12 protein-coding genes are annotated in these 17,741 nt (G+C 60.6%); 4 read left to right on the forward strand and 8 right to left on the reverse strand.

The genetic code is table 11. The features are described 5' to 3' along the window. Window positions 1–103 precede the first annotated feature (103 nt). Window positions 104–676, reverse strand: coding sequence for a DUF6931 family protein (locus BQ8482_RS21800; RefSeq protein ID WP_123149492.1), 573 nt, complete (start codon window positions 674–676; stop codon window positions 104–106). A 193-nt stretch (window positions 677–869) separates the two neighbouring features. Here BQ8482_RS21800 and BQ8482_RS21805 point away from each other — a divergent pair, with 193 nt between their 5' ends. Continuing rightward, window positions 870–1,400 (forward strand): OmpA family protein, encoded by a 531-nt coding sequence (locus BQ8482_RS21805; RefSeq protein ID WP_123149549.1) that lies wholly within the window; start codon window positions 870–872, stop codon window positions 1,398–1,400. A gap of 85 nt (window positions 1,401–1,485) precedes the next feature. Here the strand turns inward: BQ8482_RS21805 and BQ8482_RS21810 are convergent, their stop codons facing one another. The 7 genes from BQ8482_RS21810 to tagH all read right to left on the reverse strand — a co-directional run bounded on the left by BQ8482_RS21810 (window position 1,486) and on the right by tagH (window position 14,443). Beyond that, complete coding sequence (locus BQ8482_RS21810) at window positions 1,486–3,819, reverse strand: M23 family metallopeptidase (protein ID WP_123149550.1); 2,334 nt, start codon at window positions 3,817–3,819, stop codon at window positions 1,486–1,488. Further along, window positions 3,816–4,322, reverse strand: a complete 507-nt coding sequence (locus tag BQ8482_RS21815) for a DUF1036 domain-containing protein (RefSeq protein ID WP_165848660.1) — start codon at window positions 4,320–4,322, stop codon at window positions 3,816–3,818. Before BQ8482_RS21815 ends, BQ8482_RS21810 begins: the two co-directional genes overlap by 4 nt. Before the next feature lie 11 nt (window positions 4,323–4,333). Next, window positions 4,334–6,943, reverse strand: a complete 2,610-nt coding sequence (locus tag BQ8482_RS21820) for a serine/threonine-protein kinase (RefSeq protein ID WP_123149493.1) — start codon at window positions 6,941–6,943, stop codon at window positions 4,334–4,336. Then, complete coding sequence (locus tag BQ8482_RS21825) at window positions 6,943–7,716, reverse strand: PP2C family protein-serine/threonine phosphatase (protein ID WP_123149494.1); 774 nt, start codon at window positions 7,714–7,716, stop codon at window positions 6,943–6,945. Before BQ8482_RS21825 ends, BQ8482_RS21820 begins: the two co-directional genes overlap by 1 nt. A 159-nt stretch (window positions 7,717–7,875) precedes the next feature. Continuing rightward, window positions 7,876–11,439, reverse strand: coding sequence for a type VI secretion system membrane subunit TssM (tssM, locus tag BQ8482_RS21830; RefSeq protein ID WP_123149495.1), 3,564 nt, complete (start codon window positions 11,437–11,439; stop codon window positions 7,876–7,878). Between the two features lie 22 nt (window positions 11,440–11,461). Then, a complete protein-coding gene (gene tssL / locus BQ8482_RS21835) occupies window positions 11,462–12,976 on the reverse strand; it encodes a type VI secretion system protein TssL, long form (protein ID WP_123149496.1) in 1,515 nt (504 codons plus the stop codon). Between the two features lie 408 nt (window positions 12,977–13,384). Next, window positions 13,385–14,443 (reverse strand): type VI secretion system-associated FHA domain protein TagH, encoded by a 1,059-nt coding sequence (gene tagH / locus BQ8482_RS21840; protein WP_123149497.1) that lies wholly within the window; start codon window positions 14,441–14,443, stop codon window positions 13,385–13,387. 200 nt (window positions 14,444–14,643) lie between these two features. On the opposite strand from tagH, the gene BQ8482_RS21845 reads away from it, so the two are divergent. The 3 genes from BQ8482_RS21845 to BQ8482_RS21855 are packed head-to-tail and all read left to right on the forward strand — an operon-like array spanning window position 14,644 to window position 17,740. Further along, window positions 14,644–16,971, forward strand: a complete 2,328-nt coding sequence (locus BQ8482_RS21845; protein ID WP_123149498.1) for a type VI secretion system Vgr family protein — start codon at window positions 14,644–14,646, stop codon at window positions 16,969–16,971. Between the two features lie 8 nt (window positions 16,972–16,979). Then, window positions 16,980–17,402, forward strand: a complete 423-nt coding sequence (locus BQ8482_RS21850) for a DUF6484 domain-containing protein (protein ID WP_123149499.1) — start codon at window positions 16,980–16,982, stop codon at window positions 17,400–17,402. Further along, window positions 17,402–17,740 (forward strand): hypothetical protein, encoded by a 339-nt coding sequence (locus BQ8482_RS21855; protein WP_123149500.1) that lies wholly within the window; start codon window positions 17,402–17,404, stop codon window positions 17,738–17,740. Before BQ8482_RS21850 ends, BQ8482_RS21855 begins: the two co-directional genes overlap by 1 nt. Window position 17,741: the final 1 nt, after the last annotated feature.

Raw genomic sequence — 17,741 nt, forward strand, 5'->3', positions numbered from 1 at the left:
CAAGTGGAATCACTTGGCGTCGCAGGAATGCGGCTAAATCAAACAGATAGAGCCGGACGCTCAGTCAATTTGAACGTATCCCGCTCGCGGATCCGGCTACGGTCTAATTCGCATCCGCTGATTGGCGCAGCGCCTCTGTCTCTGCCATCTGGATGCCCATTTCGACAAACGCGGAAAGAACCGAAAAGCGGTCCTCCAACGCAACGCGTGCCAGTCCGGCCAGAACCCCCGCACTCACAGCGCGGGCGGCTGGGGGCAAGGCCGATAGTGCTGGCGCCTCCATAGCTGAACCGTTGCCATGCCGTCCGGCAGCCACGGCAATCCAGGCGGCCGGCGTTGTTGGCGGCATTGCCGCAGCCTTGCTCACTTCCGGGCGATGGTGAGGGCTCTCCGGTTCGCTGACCCAGTCGCGAACAATCGCGAGCAATTCCTGATCCCTGCTGTCGAGCAGAACGGTGAGGTGGCTCAGGCATTCATGAGCCCACCACACCGCAGCCCGCTCGGGAAGCAGATAAGCACAGAACGTAATCGCCTCCTCGGGCACCCGCCCGGCCAGGAGGGCGCGGCAAAATTCGATGGAAGGCTGTTCGGTCGGAAGTGCCACCATATCCCTGGAAACAGCGGGGCAGGCCATGAATAGATCCCGTGCCGTTTTGAATCGAAGCTCATTGGCCATGGCCGCCACGCTTTCCCAGGGAACAATCGACACTGAAGCCCTGGACAGGGCGCGGGTCAAGTCTCCAGTCCTGAGCAAGATGCAACTGCCCTTCACCACCCGTATGCTCGACGTTTATTGACAGACAATCGATTCGGAATTTGGTATTGTCCGCAGTCGATGAAATCGGATGCTCAAGACAGGAGTAACCGTCATGCAGTTGGGCAGTTTAGCCTTCGTGTTTACGGTCGCGCTTTTTTCGACCCATGCTTTTGCTGATCCGCTTCAGAAATCAGAAGACATCGTGAAGTTTTTTGACGCGGCGAGCGAGTTCGGCCCGTCGCGTGGAATTTGCGTCGGCACCGAGGAAGAGTGCAACAGCAAGAACAAGCAAGCGCCTGCCGAAAAAACCAGCCTCGACATGCTGATCAATTTTGGCCTGGATTCTGCGGAACTCGATGCGACTGCCCGCGCCGAACTGGACGAGTTCGCCAAGGCACTGAAGGACAGCCGACTGAGCACTCTGAATTTCGTTGTTGAGGGTCACACCGATGCATCCGGTTCGGCTGATTACAACGAAGGGTTGTCGGAACGAAGAGCGAGATCGGTAACAACTTTCCTGACCGCTAACGGCATCGATCCTGCCCGCATCAAAGCGACAGGCTTGGGCGAAGCGAATCCGCGCAACCCCAACCCATTCGATCCGGTAAACCGCCGGGTGGAAATGCGGATAAGGACTGAGTAGACCAGACCCGCGCGTCCTGTTCGAGGCGAACCGAAGGTCAGCGCAGCAAACCAAACCGATTCCGATTTCCGGGCCATGCGCTGGCTCAAAGCGCATTCTGAACGGAACTCACCATAGCCGTGATCGCCTGCTTGTATTTTTCGAACTCGGGCGATGTCTGCCGGACTTCCGTCGTTGTCGTTGTCCGTTGGCTCGCTTCAACCATCGCCGGGCTCAGCTTCCGCCCCATTTTCCTTTCGGCCCAGCTCACGACATAGCTGGCGGACTTGCCGGTGAGAAACGGGTTGGCTTGAATGACGGCCGACCCGAGCACGGCGCTCAATTGCGCCGAACCCGGCGACGACAACACTTGATGGGCGCCTTCCATTCCCAGGAAATGACAGAGATAAAGCCGACCGGCTGTGATCTGGTGGCCGCGCGACCGAAGATAGGCTTCGCCTTCGCGCGCCAGATTGCTGACCATCTCGCGCGAGATGGTGGCGTCATAACGCAGAGCAAGCAGGTCGGCGGTTGACAGCGTCCGCGCAAGTTCGGGGCGGTAGGTGTTCATCATCCTGATCCAGGTCTTTGTTATGAACTGACCGGCGCCGGTCGCCGAAGACAGTGGGTTCTTGGCGCGGGCGCTGCCGCCACTTTCGACTTGAACGATACGGTCGGTCAGCGTTTCGACAGCGGAAGCGTCCGTTGCGATTGCCGTGACCGTACCCAGGGGATCGATCGCCTCGCCGTTGCGATAGAGTTCGAAATGCAGGTGCGGCCCAGTCGAGAGGCCGGTGGTGCCGATGTAACCAATGATATCGCCTGCTTTCACCTTCGCGCCGACACCGCCCTTGACCGCGAATTTCTGCATATGCGCATAGCGCGTCTCGCGCCCGTTTCCGTGCGAAATCTTCACCAGGTTGCCGTAACCCCCTCCATCGCCTTGAAAAACGACTTCGCCGTCGAAGGCGGCTGCAATCGGCGTACCCAAAGGCGCCGCCCAATCCACGCCCTTGTGAATGCGAACAGTCCCGAGGATTGGGTGCTTGCGTGGGCCGAAGGTGGACGTCATGACCCCGTTGACCGGGGTAACCATGCCGTTGGCGACTGTCAGCGAGCGAACCTGATCGTCGCCGCTAATGCATGCAAACTGGCCGTCGGTCTGCTGGAACACGAAACAGTCGAGGCTTTTTTCGCTACCCTGGACGCCAACATACAGCACCCGTCCGGCCGTCTCTTCCTTGCCGCGTGGCCTTTGCGAATAGATCAGCACCAGACGCTGGTCTTCGCTGGCGAAGGCATCCAGATCCTGTCCTCGCGAAAGATACATGATCGCTTCTCCGATCACGCCGGTCGGGACTTTGTTGCGCGCTGCTGTGGAGTAGATTGCGTCGAGCAGCCGGTATTGCCTTTTGTGCGTGCCTTGCGCCTGTGCACCCGAGTAGTTGAACAGATCTTCGCGGACCCAGGGGTCCACACCAGACACAAACACACCAGCGGCATTGCGCGTCAGCGTGCCGACAAATACGTTCTTGGCATAGATCGATACCTGCATGAGGGACATGGTTGTCGTCTCGCGCGTCGGCCTGAAACCGCGCATGGCGACGACATAACCCGGCTCAAGGCTTTCCCGATTGAAAAGCGCCTTCAGGGCTTCGCCTGCCAGCTTGGCATCCTCGGCGGAGAAACGCGCATCCAGCACAGCGCTGTCCAAGCTGCGGTCGTTGAGAATCTTTACGAACGTGTCCTCGGTAGCCTCGTATCGTTGATGTTCGCTGGTGACATTTGCAACGCTGGTGTTGTTTTCGATCTGGGTTTTCCGGAACGCGGGAAGGGCTGCCTCGCCTGCATCGATTGTTTCGCCCCAACCTGCTTCGGCATCATCGGTGTCCACCAGCGGGTCCGAAGCAACCGGAGCCTCGTCTAGAACGGGCGGTGGCTGAAGATCGTTTTGCAGATCATTGGAGGGCGCCGACGCGGTCTGTCGCTGTGCCTGGAAGAATGCAAAATCTTCCTGCGTGGACGGTATCGTTGTCATGAACTTTTCGCTGGCGCTAAGCATCACGTCAGACAGAATTTCGATCTGGGGAGAAACTCCAGCCTGATCGAGTTCTGCCGGGCGCGGGATGACTTGGCTTTTTGTTGCGGCGCCGGTGTCGGGCGCAAGGGTAATCCACATCGGGTCGCCTGCGAGGTCGATGATGGCAGGCACATAGACCGATGCATCGGCTGGGACATCGTCGGTTCCCTCGACCGCGTGCAACTCCTCATCTTCATCGCCAAACGACCAATAGTCCGCGGTGAGATAGAAGCCGGCAGCGATCGACAACAGGACAACCACAGCAAGACCGGCAAGGAGTCTGCGCCAGAGCCGGCGCCTGCGCTGGGCCGCGCGCGCCTGCTTTTTCAACCTGAAGCTTGTGTCGATACTGTGCGTCACGGATTGCTTCCGGTCAGGAAAAAGGTCCACCGCGCCTGTTCAAGTGTATCGACTTCGAGAAATCGTGCGGCGATATGGCCGCGCTGCCAGCATTGATTGATGCCGCGTATCGAAAATCGGCGCCTGTCGATGCACATTTCGGTCGACCCGGTCAGGGTTGCATGGCCAAAAACGTCCGTCGCATAGATGTAAATGTAGCGGTTGGTGAGTTCCTCGCGGATCACGTTCACGCACTGATTTGCGCCGATGGTCCACCAGCCATCGGTCTGGTCCGCATTGTCGACCTTTTGGCCGACAGCGAGATTGACGACGTCGAGCGTCTGATTGCAGACGGTGAATTCGGCACGCGCTTCGTTGGACGACAGGAGAGCCAGCAATGTCGCGCCCGACATCACCGTAAGTCTGATACGGCCTCTGAGGGTAAGCAGGCCGCGAAGCCAGTCACGCTGATTTTTGGGCGGGACAGCGGTCGGGAAGGAAAAACGCGAGCGGCGGCGGTCCATCGGCGTCCATACTACCCGCCGAGCCGGAAGTACTTTGCAGTCGCGGAGAACTCAGATCGGGTGGTCGCGATCTCTTCGAGAATCCTGGGCAACAGCAGCGCGGCTGGTGTCGGCGCGGAGAACGCCGCAGCCTGAATATCCTGTGGACCCGTGATCACCATTATGATCTGCGGCACGACCTTGCCGGCCGCCTTGTCGGCGGCGCTGAGATCGATCGGAAAGTTGAACGTGGCTTTGTCGGCTTGCGCCAAGATACGACCGTCGAGGTTGAATGCCATGCCCCTGTGGTCGATCAGCAGCACGCTGGAAATCAGGCCGCCACGCGTCACCAGCGTGCCGCCGATCGGCGAGCCGCTCGGCACCGTCGTTCGATCGAGAACAAGCTGCGGCTTGTCAGTCGCCGTCTGGTCCACAAAGCGCAGAAAGTTGGTGACTTCGCATTGAGCCGGTTCAATGAGGCGGACGCTGATGTCCGGTTCGACATGGAATCTTGCCTGGAAATCGGACAACATTCGTTCGAAAGGCTGGACCTCTGTGCCCAATCCTTCGATTGCGACGGCGGTCTCGGTTGCCGACGTCAACGACGCATAGAAACAGTCGCCGCCGTTGAACTCGCGCACCCAGGAGACCCGTTGCGCGGCGTCGTCGAGGGCAATTGCCGGCGGCAGCTCTAGTTCCGGTTTCGGCACGTTCAAGGTGATGGCGGGTCCGTCCGGCTGTTTGCCTGCCGCCGGGTCGTCCTGTTGCCCCTTTGCGCTCGCGTCGCCCGCTTGGCCTGCAGCTGGGTCGGGCACCTGGGTGGTGGCCTGCTGGCTGGCCGGCTGCTCGGGCTTCTCCATCACGTCGGGCTGGACCGCTGGGGGCGGTGAGACTTTGTCGGCCGGCGCCACCGGCGCGACCTGGACGCGCGGCGGAACAGCTTGCTGGCTGTCGCTGGTCACGCTATCCGGCTGAATTGCCGGCGGTGGTTGTGCCTCGCCTGCCGCTGGCTCCGGGGTTTCTTCGGATGCCGCCGGCTCCGAGGTTTCCTCGGATGCCGCCGGCTCCGACGCTTCCTCGGTTGGTGAGAGGACTTCGGCGGGCCGTGCCGGCTCCAACTTTTGCGCCTCGGCATCTGCCTGATTTTCAGCTGGCGACAGCGCCTCGGCTGGCGCCGGCTCCGAAGTTTCCTGGGCTGCCGCCGGCTCCGAGGTTTCCTCGGATGCCGCCGGCTCCGAGGTTTCCTCGCTTGGTGAGAGGACTTCGGCGGGCCGTGTCGGCTCCAGCTTTTGATCCGCTGCGGCACCTGCCTGCTTTTCAGCTGAAGGCGCAGCGGCCTCTGTTTGTGACCGCTCAGGCGGAACTGCCTTTGCCGGCTCATCGCTCGGCGAATTTGCAACACTGTCCGTCGGGGCCGGCTTTGATGCTTCCGGTGCCGAGAGCTTTGTCTCACTGCCGGTCGGCGTGGAAGGCGTCATCAAGCCGCTTAGATAAATGCCTGCACCTGACGCGACAGCTAAGGCCGCCAAGGCAGCGATCACGATCGATCGGCTCTTGGCGGACTTTGCAGGAACCTTTGGCAAAACCGCCCGAGGACCGGCAACTGGCGAAGGCCTTGGTTCGGACAGAAGCGCCGGCCGGACATGCGGAACGAAGCGCTGTTCACCGGGAGCCGCCGGACGTTGACTTGGGAGCTTGGGGCCAGGCGCGGCGGTCCGCCCCGCTCGCGGCAAACCCGTCCGGTCGCGCGGCGTGATCGACGTTGGCGGCGTTGTCTCCTCATCCGTATCGTCACGTGTCACCTTGGCGATGTCCGCCATGCTGATCGGCCGGTCTTGTGGATCCGGCTGCAGCATGGCTTCCACAATTCCACGAAAATCGCCGTCGATCTCGGACAGGTCCGGAACGGTTCGGCGCTTTTCCACGATCTCGAACTGGGAGCCGCCCATGTCGATCGGCTTCCCGCGCAGAGCAGCGGCCAGCACCAACCCCAGGCTGTAGATGTCGGATTGCTCGCTGACCTCGCCGCTGTACAGCCCGAGCTGTTCGGGAGAAACGTAGTTGTACTTTCCCGCGAACTTTCCGCCGATCAGGGTCTCTCCGCCGACGGTCGCCGACCGCGCGATGCCAAAATCGATGATCTTTGCGCGTTCGACCCGGCCTCCTGGCAGGATGATGTTATCCGGGGAGAGGTCGCGGTGTATTGCTCCCGCCTGGTGCACGGCGCTCAGGCCGGAAGCCAGGCGATGGCAGAGCTTGCGCACGTCTTCCGTCGGCATCGGGCCACGTCGCATGATATCGAACAGCGACTGGCCGTCGACGAATTCCATGGCAAGATAGGGGCGACCGATGCCGGGGTCGATCGTGAAGACGTGATATCGCACGACCGCGTCGTGCGACAGGTGATTGAGGATCGACGCTTCCTTGCGGAACAGGGACAGGATCGTCTGATCACGGGCGAACTCGGGCAAGACGATCTTGATCGCGACATGGTCGCCGGTCTGGATGTTGTGGCCCCGGTAGACTTCGCCCATGCCACCGAATGCAATCCGCTCGTCTAGTTCATAGATGCCGCTGAGTTGCGTGCCTACGGCTGTATTGGCCACGTTAGGCGATATTCGCGTCTTGTCGTCGGCGCTCATCAGCCTAAACCTTCCGCCCGGGAAGGATCAAGACGGGCCCCATTGCGCCCATCTCCGATCTTCACGAGCACGATCGTGACATTGTCCGTTCCCCCGCGCGCCAGCACCGTTTGTAGCAGGTTTTCGCATGCCGCCTGAGGCGTCGCCGACACCGCCGCCGCCTCGATCTCGGCATCTGTGACATGCGCAGTCAGCCCGTCGGTGCTCAACACAAATATGTCGCCCGGCATGATTTCGCCTTGCTGGAAGTCAATGACGATCTCGTCGCTGACACCGACTGCATGCGTGATAACGTTGCGGCGCGGCCAGGTGAGCGCTTCGGCTGCGCTGATCATGCCCTTGTCGAGAAGTTCCTGAACTTCGGTATGGTCCTTCGAAATCTGGGAGATCGAGTTGTTGCGGATCAGATAGACGCGGCTGTCGCCCGCCCACAGGCAGGCAAACCGCCCATCCATCGCCAGCAGGGCGGCGACAGTGGAGCCAATGGTTACTCCGCGGGATTCCGATATCCTGCGGATTTCGGCGTTGGCCCGGCTCAGCCGGTCCTCGAAGCGCGCGCGAAGATCCGGTGCAGAGCTTGCAATGCCGATCGTTGCCAGATGATCGACAATACTGGCCGAAGCGACTTCCCCGGCATCATGTCCACCCATTCCGTCGGCCACCACCCACAAGCCAGTTTCCGGCTCGACCAGATAGCTGTCTTCATTGAGCTCGCGGACACAGCCTCTGTGGCTAACGCCGAAGCTTTCAAAGGGAAGGGCGACATTGTTCACTTTGCCACCAAGCGCTTCTCAAGCGTCCTCTGCGGCGCACTGTCAGGCGCTCGCTCGCGCCAGTTTGCCACAGGCTCGAATATTAAAGTATCGAAATCAACGTCCGCGCATCTGTTGCCGATGGACAGCGTCACCGTACTGGAACATGCAAAGGTCATCTCAAAACGCCTTTGGACAGCTGAACCCGGAAAGCGCGGGAAGGAAGAGAGGGTTGGGGTCCGAACTGGTCTGGATCGTATAGGCGACATCGCGTCCGCCGATCACGAAGCGGGCTTCCGTGTTGCCGCCGGTGCTGGTGATATCAGCCTTGTCCAGCAGGCGCTTCAGTGCCCACGGACCGTCGAACTTGATCGCGGACGCACGGCCCGGCATTTCCGGAATGAGGCTCAGGCTCGCGGACGCGGAAGCCATGCCGCTCGGCCAGGTCACCGTGCTTGGCGCGTTGCCCGCCTGGTTGCTTTGGACAATCTGGCCATCGACGTCGAGTTCCGCCGTATCGGCATCGCCATGCAGTGAAAACGGCGTAAAGGTGACACTGACCGACGGCACCGAACCACCTGAAGGAAAGAAGGCGTTGCGGATTTCCGCGGCCAGCTGGAAGTTTTTCAAAGTCGACTTCGACAGGTCGCGCCCGAAACGCGCATCCTGTTTCCAGTTCCAGTCCTGGCCGGTCATGTCGATCAGCGACGCCAGATTCTGTGCGAAGAACCGGTCCATCAGTCCGCCTGGAGCGAACAGTTTCGCGAAATCCGCCATCGCAATATCCTCCGAGCCATCGCTGGCGAAAGGATAACGGCCCTCGACCATCTCCTCGCAGGCGCGCGTGACCGTCTGGTCGAGCATCTGGTTCAAATTCGTTAGCGAGGTTTCTGCGACGTTGCCGTCAAGCTCGTCGGCGGTCGCGGTGACCATTCGGGCGAGTTGCTTGGGCAGACGCGAGACATTGGCGCGAAGGGTGGATATCTGCAGCTGCAGATTCATGTTGACGCGTTCCGTTTGCGAAGGGACATCGGCCGCCAATTGCAGGCTTTGATAGATGTCGCGGAAATTCTGGGTCAATGCATCGATTGGGCGGCGTCCGGCGGGACCGTTCACCAAAACCTGGAATGATCTGAATTGCGCTTCGACGCTCGTCCCAGGATACTGGTTTTGCGCGTTAGCGGACCCTGTACCGGCCCGGCTTTGCGATTTGCCGCTGGCGACTTGAATGCCGATGCGGGCCAATCCCCTGGCGATATCTGCAGCGTTCTGCTGCTGGTTTTGAAGCATGTCGGCTTCGGCCTCGGAGCCGAAGTCCTTGCCGGAACCAGCTTCTCGCGTCAGAGCTGTTTCATCGGCGATCGCCGTAAAAAGCTGGTCGATTGGCGAGGTTGGTGACGCGGCAGCGGACAGCGCGATATAATGCGGCTTGTCCTTCAGCATCGCCTTGAACTTCAGCTTGTCGAGAACGCCGTTCCACGCCGCGGCGAACTCCCTCCCATAGCGATCGACAAGTTCGGGACCGAGTTTAAGCAACTCCTGGTCGATGCCACCTTGCTCGCCGCCGCCGCCGAGAACCCACTGGTCATCGACAAGCATCTGCGCAATGCGCGAGAGTTGTCCGAGATAGAAGTTGTTGAAGCCGCTATAGGTGTAGATACCGGGAACGCGAAGGCCTGACAGATCGCCACCATCGACACGCTCGAACAACAGCTGCGCTTCCGGGCCGCCTTTCACGGAGATGGAAAAATCGTCCAGCGCTGCCGCGTATACCGCCGACTTGACCAAGGCGGAGGCACGATCGGCAAGGCTCATTCGTCCGAGCGAGCGTTGAGCGGCTTCGACAAGTGGCTGGTTGAGTTCGAAAACCGGATCGTAGGCGTCGTCCAGCGCAAGCATCGCCCGCAGATGTTTTTCGAGTTGCGCCCGTCCCTCGCGGTTGTTTTCGCCCGGATACCGGTTCTGCTCCCAATCCTGCCTCATCCAGGAAACGATCAGCTCGTCGTCGACCTTCGGCGCCCTGCCGCCAAGCATCAGGTAGATCTTCAGCGGTTCGTAAAGCGCGGCGGGATCAGCCATCCTGGCCTGGATCGTCCGTTCGGCCTGAAGCAGCAGGCGCGAACGGAACATGCGCTCCAGCGCTTGCCGGTAAGCTGTTTTTGATGCCGAAAGAAGTCTTTCCCGCTGACTGAGGCCGAACGTCGCCTCGATCGGTGTCGGCAAGTCACTGGTGTCGAACCCGGCCGGCAGCTCGCGCAACTGGTCGAGCGGGCCAATGACGTTTTCGAGGTCGACGTCGGCGACCGTCGGGGTTTTGAGTAGCGGTTCCGCCGTCTCTCGATAGCGGCTTACAGCTTGCGTCGTAGAAGCGAGCAGCGACCTGTTGGCCGTAAAGCTCAGGGCCAAGGTGCCCAGAGCCGCGGCAGCGATTAACGCTATTGCGCCAAGACCGCCATATCTGGCGATCGCTGCACGTCTTTCAGCCGATTTGTCGTATGAAACCCAGCCGGATTCCGCGAAAATGACGCCGGTCAGAAGATCGTGCAAAAAGAAGCTTTTGCCAGTGCCGGAAAGATGGGCGCGAGAAGCGCTGCCGAAACTGCGACCGATTGCGCCCAGCACCTGGTCGATCGGCGTACCCTCCTGCGTGCCCGATGAAAAATAGAGTCCACGCAGGCTGACGTTCACCTGGCTGCGGGCCGGATCGAATATGCTTGCGATGAAACTGGCAATACGGCCCTTCAGCGCGCCAAACTGGGCTGGAAAGCCAAAGATGGATATACGTGCGACCGGATCGGTCTCTTCCTGCAGGCGGTCGGCCATCTCCTCCGCCAGGCGTTTTTCCAATGCGTCGAATTCGGCCGGTGCCTCACCGACCATGTTCTTGTTGCGATCGGCAGTCTGGAATGTCGCGCCCCATACTTTGCGGCGGCGCTGCTCGTCGAAACCGCTAAAATAATCGATGAAACCGGCGACAAGGTCGGCCTTGGTGAAGAGCAGGTACACCGGGAACTGGATTTTCAGTGTTTCGTGGATTTCGCGCAGGCGGCTGCGTATTTCAACGATATGGACATCAAGCTGCCGATCATCGAGGCTCATGAGATCGGCAAGGCTGATGGCCAGGATAACCCCGTTTATCGGTTGCCTGGTGCGGTATCTCTTAAGCAGCGACAAGAAGGCGAGCCAGCTCTTCTTGTCGCTCTGCGCGTTGGAATCCTGCGTCGTGTAGCGTCCGGCGGTGTCGATCAGCACCGCCTGATCGGTGAACCACCAGTCGCAGGATCGTGTGCCGCCAACGCCGGCCACCGGCTGGGCGTCGCCCGAACCGGCAAGCGGAAAATTCAGACCCGAATTGACCAACGCCGTTGTCTTGCCGGCACCGGGCGGGCCGATGACGATGTACCAGGGAACTTCGTAGAGGAAATTGCGCCTGCCGCTCGACCGCTTGAGCGCAGCGATGGCTTCATTCATACGAGCCTCGAGCACCTGCGAGTCGTCATCTTTGTCGTCATTGCGGGCGACTATCGTCTCGAGCGCCTTTTGCGCCTTTCGCTTCTGCCAGAAGCGCACTCCATAAAAGAGCGTCGCGATCGCAACGATCACGCCGATGATCGTCACGCGCAGCCAGACGGGTGCCAGCGGGCGGGTATCGGCAAAGCGGATCAATGGTCCGGCAAACCAGACGGCTGCCGCGAAACCGGCCAACGCGATCGCGCTGAATATCCGCAGCAGCCAACGCGTCATAGGCGCTTCCAAATGGCCGTGCTCACAGTGTTTCCTCCTTGGGGATCATCAAGTCGACACGGCGATTCTGGGCGCGGCCTTCCGGCGTCGCATTGTCGGCGATCGGTTCGTCTTCACCCTTGCCGTCGACGGTGATCCGGGAAGGCTTGCTGAACCGTGGCGCCATCATCGCTGCGACGGCCTTCGCCCGGGCGATGGAAAGGTCGAAGTTGGATTTGAACGGGCTCGATTTTCGCGGCTTCACATTGTCTGTGTGGCCGACGATCATGATCGGTCCAGGCTCCGGTTCCAGTGCGGCGGCGATGTCTGCGGCGATTGGTGCAAACTCCGGTTTTATCTCGGCTCTGCCGGACGGAAACAGCAGGACATTGTTGATCTCCACGACGATGAACCTGCCCTGCGTGCCGACGATCAGCCCGCCGCGCGCGATAGTCTTGGCCAGTGCCGCATGGATGCGATCGATCTGGGAACGGGTAGGGGCGACAGGCGGAGCGACTTTCACCGGCGCAGCCGACGGCACCACGCTGGCGCGTTCGATGGCGATCGGCGTCGACGGATCGAGCGCCAGCAACCTGCCGGCAAGGGCCTCGCCCTCGTTGGTAATGAAGACCCGCAATGCGAAGAATGCCGCCGTCAGCAGCGCCGACGCTGCGGCCGCAACCACCCAGAGCGGCAACCGGGCCGACGACTGTGCGCTTGACACCGCCATGCTTTGCCAGTGGGGCGAGATGTCGTCGTCGGCGCGCGCCCTGAAGTAGCGAAGCGTCTCGTAGACGTCGCGTCGAACGCGTTCGAGATTGTTGTCCTCGCGCGAAAGGCCTCGATACTGGCCTTCGAACCCCAGCGACAGGCAGGCATGCATCAATTCAAGCAAGTCGTAGTGTGCCTCCGGCGCTGACAGTACCTTGTTCAGCGCTTCGTAGAAGCCCGAGCCGGTGGGCACGGCGTGAAAGAACTGTGACAGCATGCTGTGATGCGCCCAGGCGTCTCTCTTGGGCCAAGGCAGGTTGCCGATGAGGTCGTCAGCGGTTTCGCAGAGAACAAATTTTGCGATCCGTGCATCTTCTTCGGGAACACCGGCTTTCTCCATTGTCCGGTCGAATTTTTCGATCGCCTCGGCGACGTGTTCCGCCAGTTGCTCCGCCTGTCTTTCGACAGGCATAAGTCTGAGCTGGCCAAACAGCATCAGCAAAGGAGCGGCCGCAGCGAGGATCTGATTTGCTGCGGAATATTTGACGCTGTCCGTGGCATTCAGCAGGATTTCCTGCTCAATGCCCGGCGTCACCGCAAAGGAGCCGGTTGCCGCTGCTGCGCCGGGATCTGCACCTTGATAAATCACGGTTCCGGATGCCCAGCCCGGCGGTGCATGCCGACCGACACCCGGATCGAAAATCGTTGAATCCTTAACCCGCGAGGGACCGGGCTGCCCGCTGTTAGGAACAGGCCCCTGAGGAGCCGGCGCTGATTTTTCAGCGCGGCGCGGTGCGCGAATGACGGTCTTGCCCGCTGGGCCGAAAGGATCGTCCTTCGAGCTCATCGCCAAACGTCCGTCCACACCTGGTTGCTGCGTGTGCGCCACAGGCGAGCAAAACAGTCCCTGGTCAGGCGCAGGAAATGCAGGCGCTGCTGGCGAGGGCAGTGTCTGGAGGAAGGTCGGCTATATCTTTCTATCCCGCCGTAACATGACATGTGCCGCAGACCCCAGGTCAATCAGCCTTACCCGCTGGCGAACTGTCGTAAGTGATCGTAAGCTTAGAAACGGTCGATTGGAACCAGATGCAGCGCTGCGAAAGGATTTTTCTTCGCCAACTACAGCCCGCATCTTTGGGCTCGCAAAGGACGCTCTAATACTTTCCACCTGGCGCGTGATCCGTACCGCGGCCGAAGGTCAGCGCAGCAAACCAATCCGATTTCCGGGGCATGGGCCAGGTTCAATCTCCCCGGCTTATTTTTGCTTGTCGGCTTTGGCATAGGCTTCGCTGAAATAGGCGAGGAATATGTCCAGCATTCCGTTTTCGTGTGCTTCCTCCATGGTCCGCCATTTGGCAACAAAGGCGTCCCAAGCCAGGCTCTTCTTCGAAGTGAATGACGTGGGTGGGAGTTTTTTGCCGATCGCCTCAGGCGACAGATCGTCAAGCAGCCGGGAGAGCGCAGCTTGCATGGCTGCATAGGTGGCAAACTCATGTGTCTTGAGATCGCGGAATGCGTCTTCGACACTGTGCCTGGCATCAAGATAGCCGGCTCTGCGCCGCGCGAACATGATTTCGAGTATGTCGTCGGTTCCCGGGACGAACTTCAAGGGATTGTTATCAGCGGAGCTTATCATCGTCCGGTGTGTGCTCTTGGCCAGTATCTTCGCAGCCGCACGTGCCTTCAGCAGCAAGGCCAGTTCCTCGACAACCGTTCGAAGCACCGCGCCGATTTCGGCAGCAACTTCATGCGGATCACGCGATTGGAGCAATTCCGGCGAGATGCCGGCTCCGACTGCGATTTCCCGCAGCACCTCGTCTCTCGTCGAAGGGAGAGGCGCGGGCGGCGAAGGCGTCGACGCCAGTGCCCTCTGCCCGGGCCGTTGCTCCACCGGCTCGAAGAAAGGCTGGTCTCCGAAGTCCAGCGGCCGACCGGTTGCGACCGGCATTTGTCGTTGCGTCGAACCGTGCCTGCTTTGAGGATGACCCATCGTGGCGCGCTCGTCATCGATCGATACGAAGATGACGTAGCGGCCGATCAGCAGCCGGTCTCCATGGTCAAGCCGATGCGGGCCGGCCATGCGATGGGTCGATCCGTTGATGAAGGTCCCATTGCGCGAGACGTCGTGCAGCCAGAACGCGCCTGCCTCGTATCGAACATCGCAGTGTCGGCCGGAGATGAACTTGTCGGGGTCGGGCAAGGTCCAGTCGCAAGCCTCGCGGCCGATTTCGAAGCTGCGATCACGAGCGGAGTAGCCGGTCGACATACCGGCGGGCAGGGAGACGACATTGTTGATCTGCAGCCTGATGTACATTCAAAATCGCCGTCGATCCTGTCGGGAAACTCACCCAGGACACCCCATTATACCAGCAATTTCTGAGCGCGGCGGCACAGAAGCGTTCAAGTCGATGATTCAACAGGCGACCAGGCTGCAGTCACCAAGGGTCCCCTTTGGTCGCTGCAAGACATGTGCTAGGCTCAGGCAGAAACGAGCGGCGGGAGGGGGCACGACCCATGCCGAACGAACGTGCTACGGTTGTGCAGACGCCGGTTGGCGCTGACCTGTTGACCTTCACGCATCTTGTCGGGCGCGATGAGATCAGCCGTTGTTTGGCCTATACGGTCGGGTTTGTGAGCAGCAGCCCCGACATCGATCCGCTGAAGATGCTGGGCGGTCCTGTTTCGATCGAAGGTGAATCCGATCCGAAACGCTGGTTCAGCGGCCTTGTGTCCGAGTTTCGGCTGACCCGGATCGAGGACCGTCTGGCTTACTACGAAGCAGTCGTCAGGCCATGGCTCTGGTTTCTCGGCAATACGACCGACTGCCGTATTTTCCAGAACATGAGCGTCATCGAAATCGTCGAGGAGGTTTTCTCGAAATACAGCACGGCAAAATTCGAGAAGCGCTTGCAAGGGTCTTATCCGCCGCGCGAGTACTGCGTCCAGTATGACGAGACCGATCTCGATTTCGTGCAGCGGCTGCTCGAGCACGAAGGCATCCTGTACTTTTTCGAGCATGACGAGGGCAAGCACACGCTTGTCCTTGCAGACGCAATGAGCAAGCTGAAGCCGGCGCCGGGGTATGAAAAGGTGCCTTATCACTTTGAAGGGCAGGGCTCCCGGCGCGATGTCGAATACATCACGGAATGGATCCTCGGCAGCTCGGTACGGCCGGGCGCCTATGTCCATACCGACTATGATTTCAAGAAGCCGGGCGCCGATCTGATGGCCAAATCCGCCCAGCCGTTCAGTCACAAGCTGGCGGCGGGCGAGAATTACCGTCAGCCTGGCGCGCATCTCGACGTCGGCCGCGGCGACAGCCTGGCCGCGATCCGGCGCGAGGAAATCCAGGCCGTGCACCAGCGCATCGCTGCAGTCGGCACCGTGCGCGGCCTGTATTCGGGCTGTACGTTCAAGCTGGACGGCTTCCCAAGAGAAGACCAGAACCAGGAATATCTGGTGGTCAGCGCCGAATACAGGCTGTTCGATCCCGGCTACAGAGCCCATGCCGACGTCGAAAGCGAGAACTTCAAGGTGATCCTCGGCGTGGCGCCGACTGCCTTGCCCTATCGTCCGCCGCGGGTCACGACACGGCCGATTATGCGCGGCCCGCAGACGGCGACGGTGGTCGGCCCATCCGGCGAAGAAATATTCACCGACAAATATGCTCGGGTGAAGGTCCAGTTCCACTGGGACCGTCTGGGCAAGAAGGACCAGAACAGCTCCTGCTTCGTGCGCGTGTCGCAGACCTGGGCCGGCAGCGGCTGGGGTTTCATCCAGATACCGCGCATCGGCCAGGAGGTGATCGTCGACTTCATCGAAGGCGACCCGGATCTGCCGATCATCACCGGCCGCGTCTACAACGCCTCGCAGATGCCGCCCTACGGACTGCCGGGCAGCGCCACGCAATCCGGCTGGAAATCCGACTCCTCGAAAGGCGGCGGCGGTTACAACGAACTGATGTTCGAGGACAAGGCCGGCTCCGAACTGGTCAATTTCCAGGCGCAGAAGGACCACAACCTTCTGGTCAAGAACGACCGCACCAAGCTGGTGCAGCACGACCAGTCCGACCGCATCGACCACGACGCCAAACACTCGGTCGGCCACAATCTCGACGAGGACGTCGGCAACAACAAGACGGTCAAGGTCGGCGTCGACCAGACAACGGATATCGGCAACAATGATACCGAGACGGTGGGGGTGGATCGCTCGCTGACGGTGGGATCGAATGAGACGATCAACATTGGGTCAAACTCGACGGAGACGATCGGCGCCAACCACACGCAGACGGTGGCGATCGTCCAGACCGTCACGGTGGGCGCCGCGCGCGTCGATACGGTGGGTGCCTCTGAGACGAGGAGCGTCGGGGCTGTGCAGTCGAATACGATTGGGGCTTCGCGGTCTGTTACGGTGGGGGCGGGGCAGAGTCACGATATCGGCGCGGATGACAGTTGGAACATCGGTGCCAGCCAGAGTGTGCAAATCGCCGCGGATCAGGGCGTCAAGATAGGCGGCGCGCAGAATTCGGAGATCGCGAAGACGTGGATCGTCAAGGTGGGCGAGGACAACTCGACCCAGGTCGGTGGCGCGCATGAACTCAAGATCGGCAAGAAGAGCCTTACCCAAGTCGGCGAGGATGCGGGGATGGTGGTCGGCAAGAACCTGACCATCGAAGCCAAGGACTCGATAACGATCAAGACCGGTAGTGCCGAGATCCTTATGAAGAAGGATGGAACAATCACCATCAAGGGAAAGGACATTACGGTCAAAGGTTCGGGAAAGATCAATGTCGACGCTTCGAGCGATATCGTCATGAAGGGCAGCAACATCCTGCAGAATTGAGGTTCGAAATGGTTGCGTTGAAATCGCGGATCGAGGGTGTCGTTATCGGCGTTCTGTTGGGCTTCGAGGGGGCCACGCCGCTGGTCGTATTCGCAGGCAATCCAAAGGAGACCGCGCTCAAGGCGAAGAGCCTCGTCGCGCTGGGTCCGGACGCGATCGCCTCCGAAGTGGCACTGCTGTTCGAGGAGGGGGATCCACTACGTCCGCTGATCGTCGGACGCATTGTCGATCCGACCCGCGACCCGCGGCCGCGGGCGTCCAGTGACGGGCGCCAGGTGCGGATCGATGGCGAGGAACGCGTCGAACTCCGCTGCGGCAAAGCGACCATCATCCTGGAAAAGGACGGTCATATCACCATTCGCGGCACATATGTCACCAGCCATGCCAGTGCGGCAAATCGAATCCGCGGTGGCTCGGTCAACCTCAACTGATGCCGCGCGCACCCGTCCTTCCGAAAATCGTGCGCCAGCACGCGGAGATGGCGGCGTTCCTATGGACAGTCTACGACCGGCACCTGCTGCACCCGGACGAGAATCCTGACATGGACGCTGAGCGGCTCGCGCGGCTGGTCGAGCGGCTGGAGGCGCATTTGGACGGGCTGTGGGTGGCGGGACCGGACGGCAAGCGGATCGCCCAGGAACGGTTCGCCGAATACCCCGAAGCGGGCGAGCTGTTCGTCGTGCGCATGCTCGAGGCGAAGCGCCCGATCCCGGTCAGAGAGCTGGACCTTGAAACGGTCAGAGAATATCTCGGGGCGAACGGGGTGTAGA

The organism is Mesorhizobium delmotii, from assembly GCF_900149755.1.
In the GTDB taxonomy this organism is placed as follows: Bacteria; Pseudomonadota; Alphaproteobacteria; order Rhizobiales; family Rhizobiaceae; genus Mesorhizobium; species Mesorhizobium delmotii.

Coding starts and splice junctions, on each gene's coding strand:
- BQ8482_RS21800 (WP_123149492.1), bottom strand. CDS start 676: ATGGCCAATGAGCTTCGATTCAAAACGGCACGGGATCTATTCATGGCC.
- BQ8482_RS21805 (WP_123149549.1), top strand. CDS start 870: ATGCAGTTGGGCAGTTTAGCCTTCGTGTTTACGGTCGCGCTTTTTTCG.
- BQ8482_RS21815 (WP_165848660.1), bottom strand. CDS start 4,322: ATGGACCGCCGCCGCTCGCGTTTTTCCTTCCCGACCGCTGTCCCGCCC.
- BQ8482_RS21820 (WP_123149493.1), bottom strand. CDS start 6,943: ATGAGCGCCGACGACAAGACGCGAATATCGCCTAACGTGGCCAATACA.
- tssM (WP_123149495.1), bottom strand. CDS start 11,439: ATGACGCGTTGGCTGCTGCGGATATTCAGCGCGATCGCGTTGGCCGGT.
- tssL (WP_123149496.1), bottom strand. CDS start 12,976: ATGAGCTCGAAGGACGATCCTTTCGGCCCAGCGGGCAAGACCGTCATT.
- tagH (WP_123149497.1), bottom strand. CDS start 14,443: ATGTACATCAGGCTGCAGATCAACAATGTCGTCTCCCTGCCCGCCGGT.
- BQ8482_RS21845 (WP_123149498.1), top strand. CDS start 14,644: ATGCCGAACGAACGTGCTACGGTTGTGCAGACGCCGGTTGGCGCTGAC.
- BQ8482_RS21850 (WP_123149499.1), top strand. CDS start 16,980: ATGGTTGCGTTGAAATCGCGGATCGAGGGTGTCGTTATCGGCGTTCTG.
- BQ8482_RS21855 (WP_123149500.1), top strand. CDS start 17,402: ATGCCGCGCGCACCCGTCCTTCCGAAAATCGTGCGCCAGCACGCGGAG.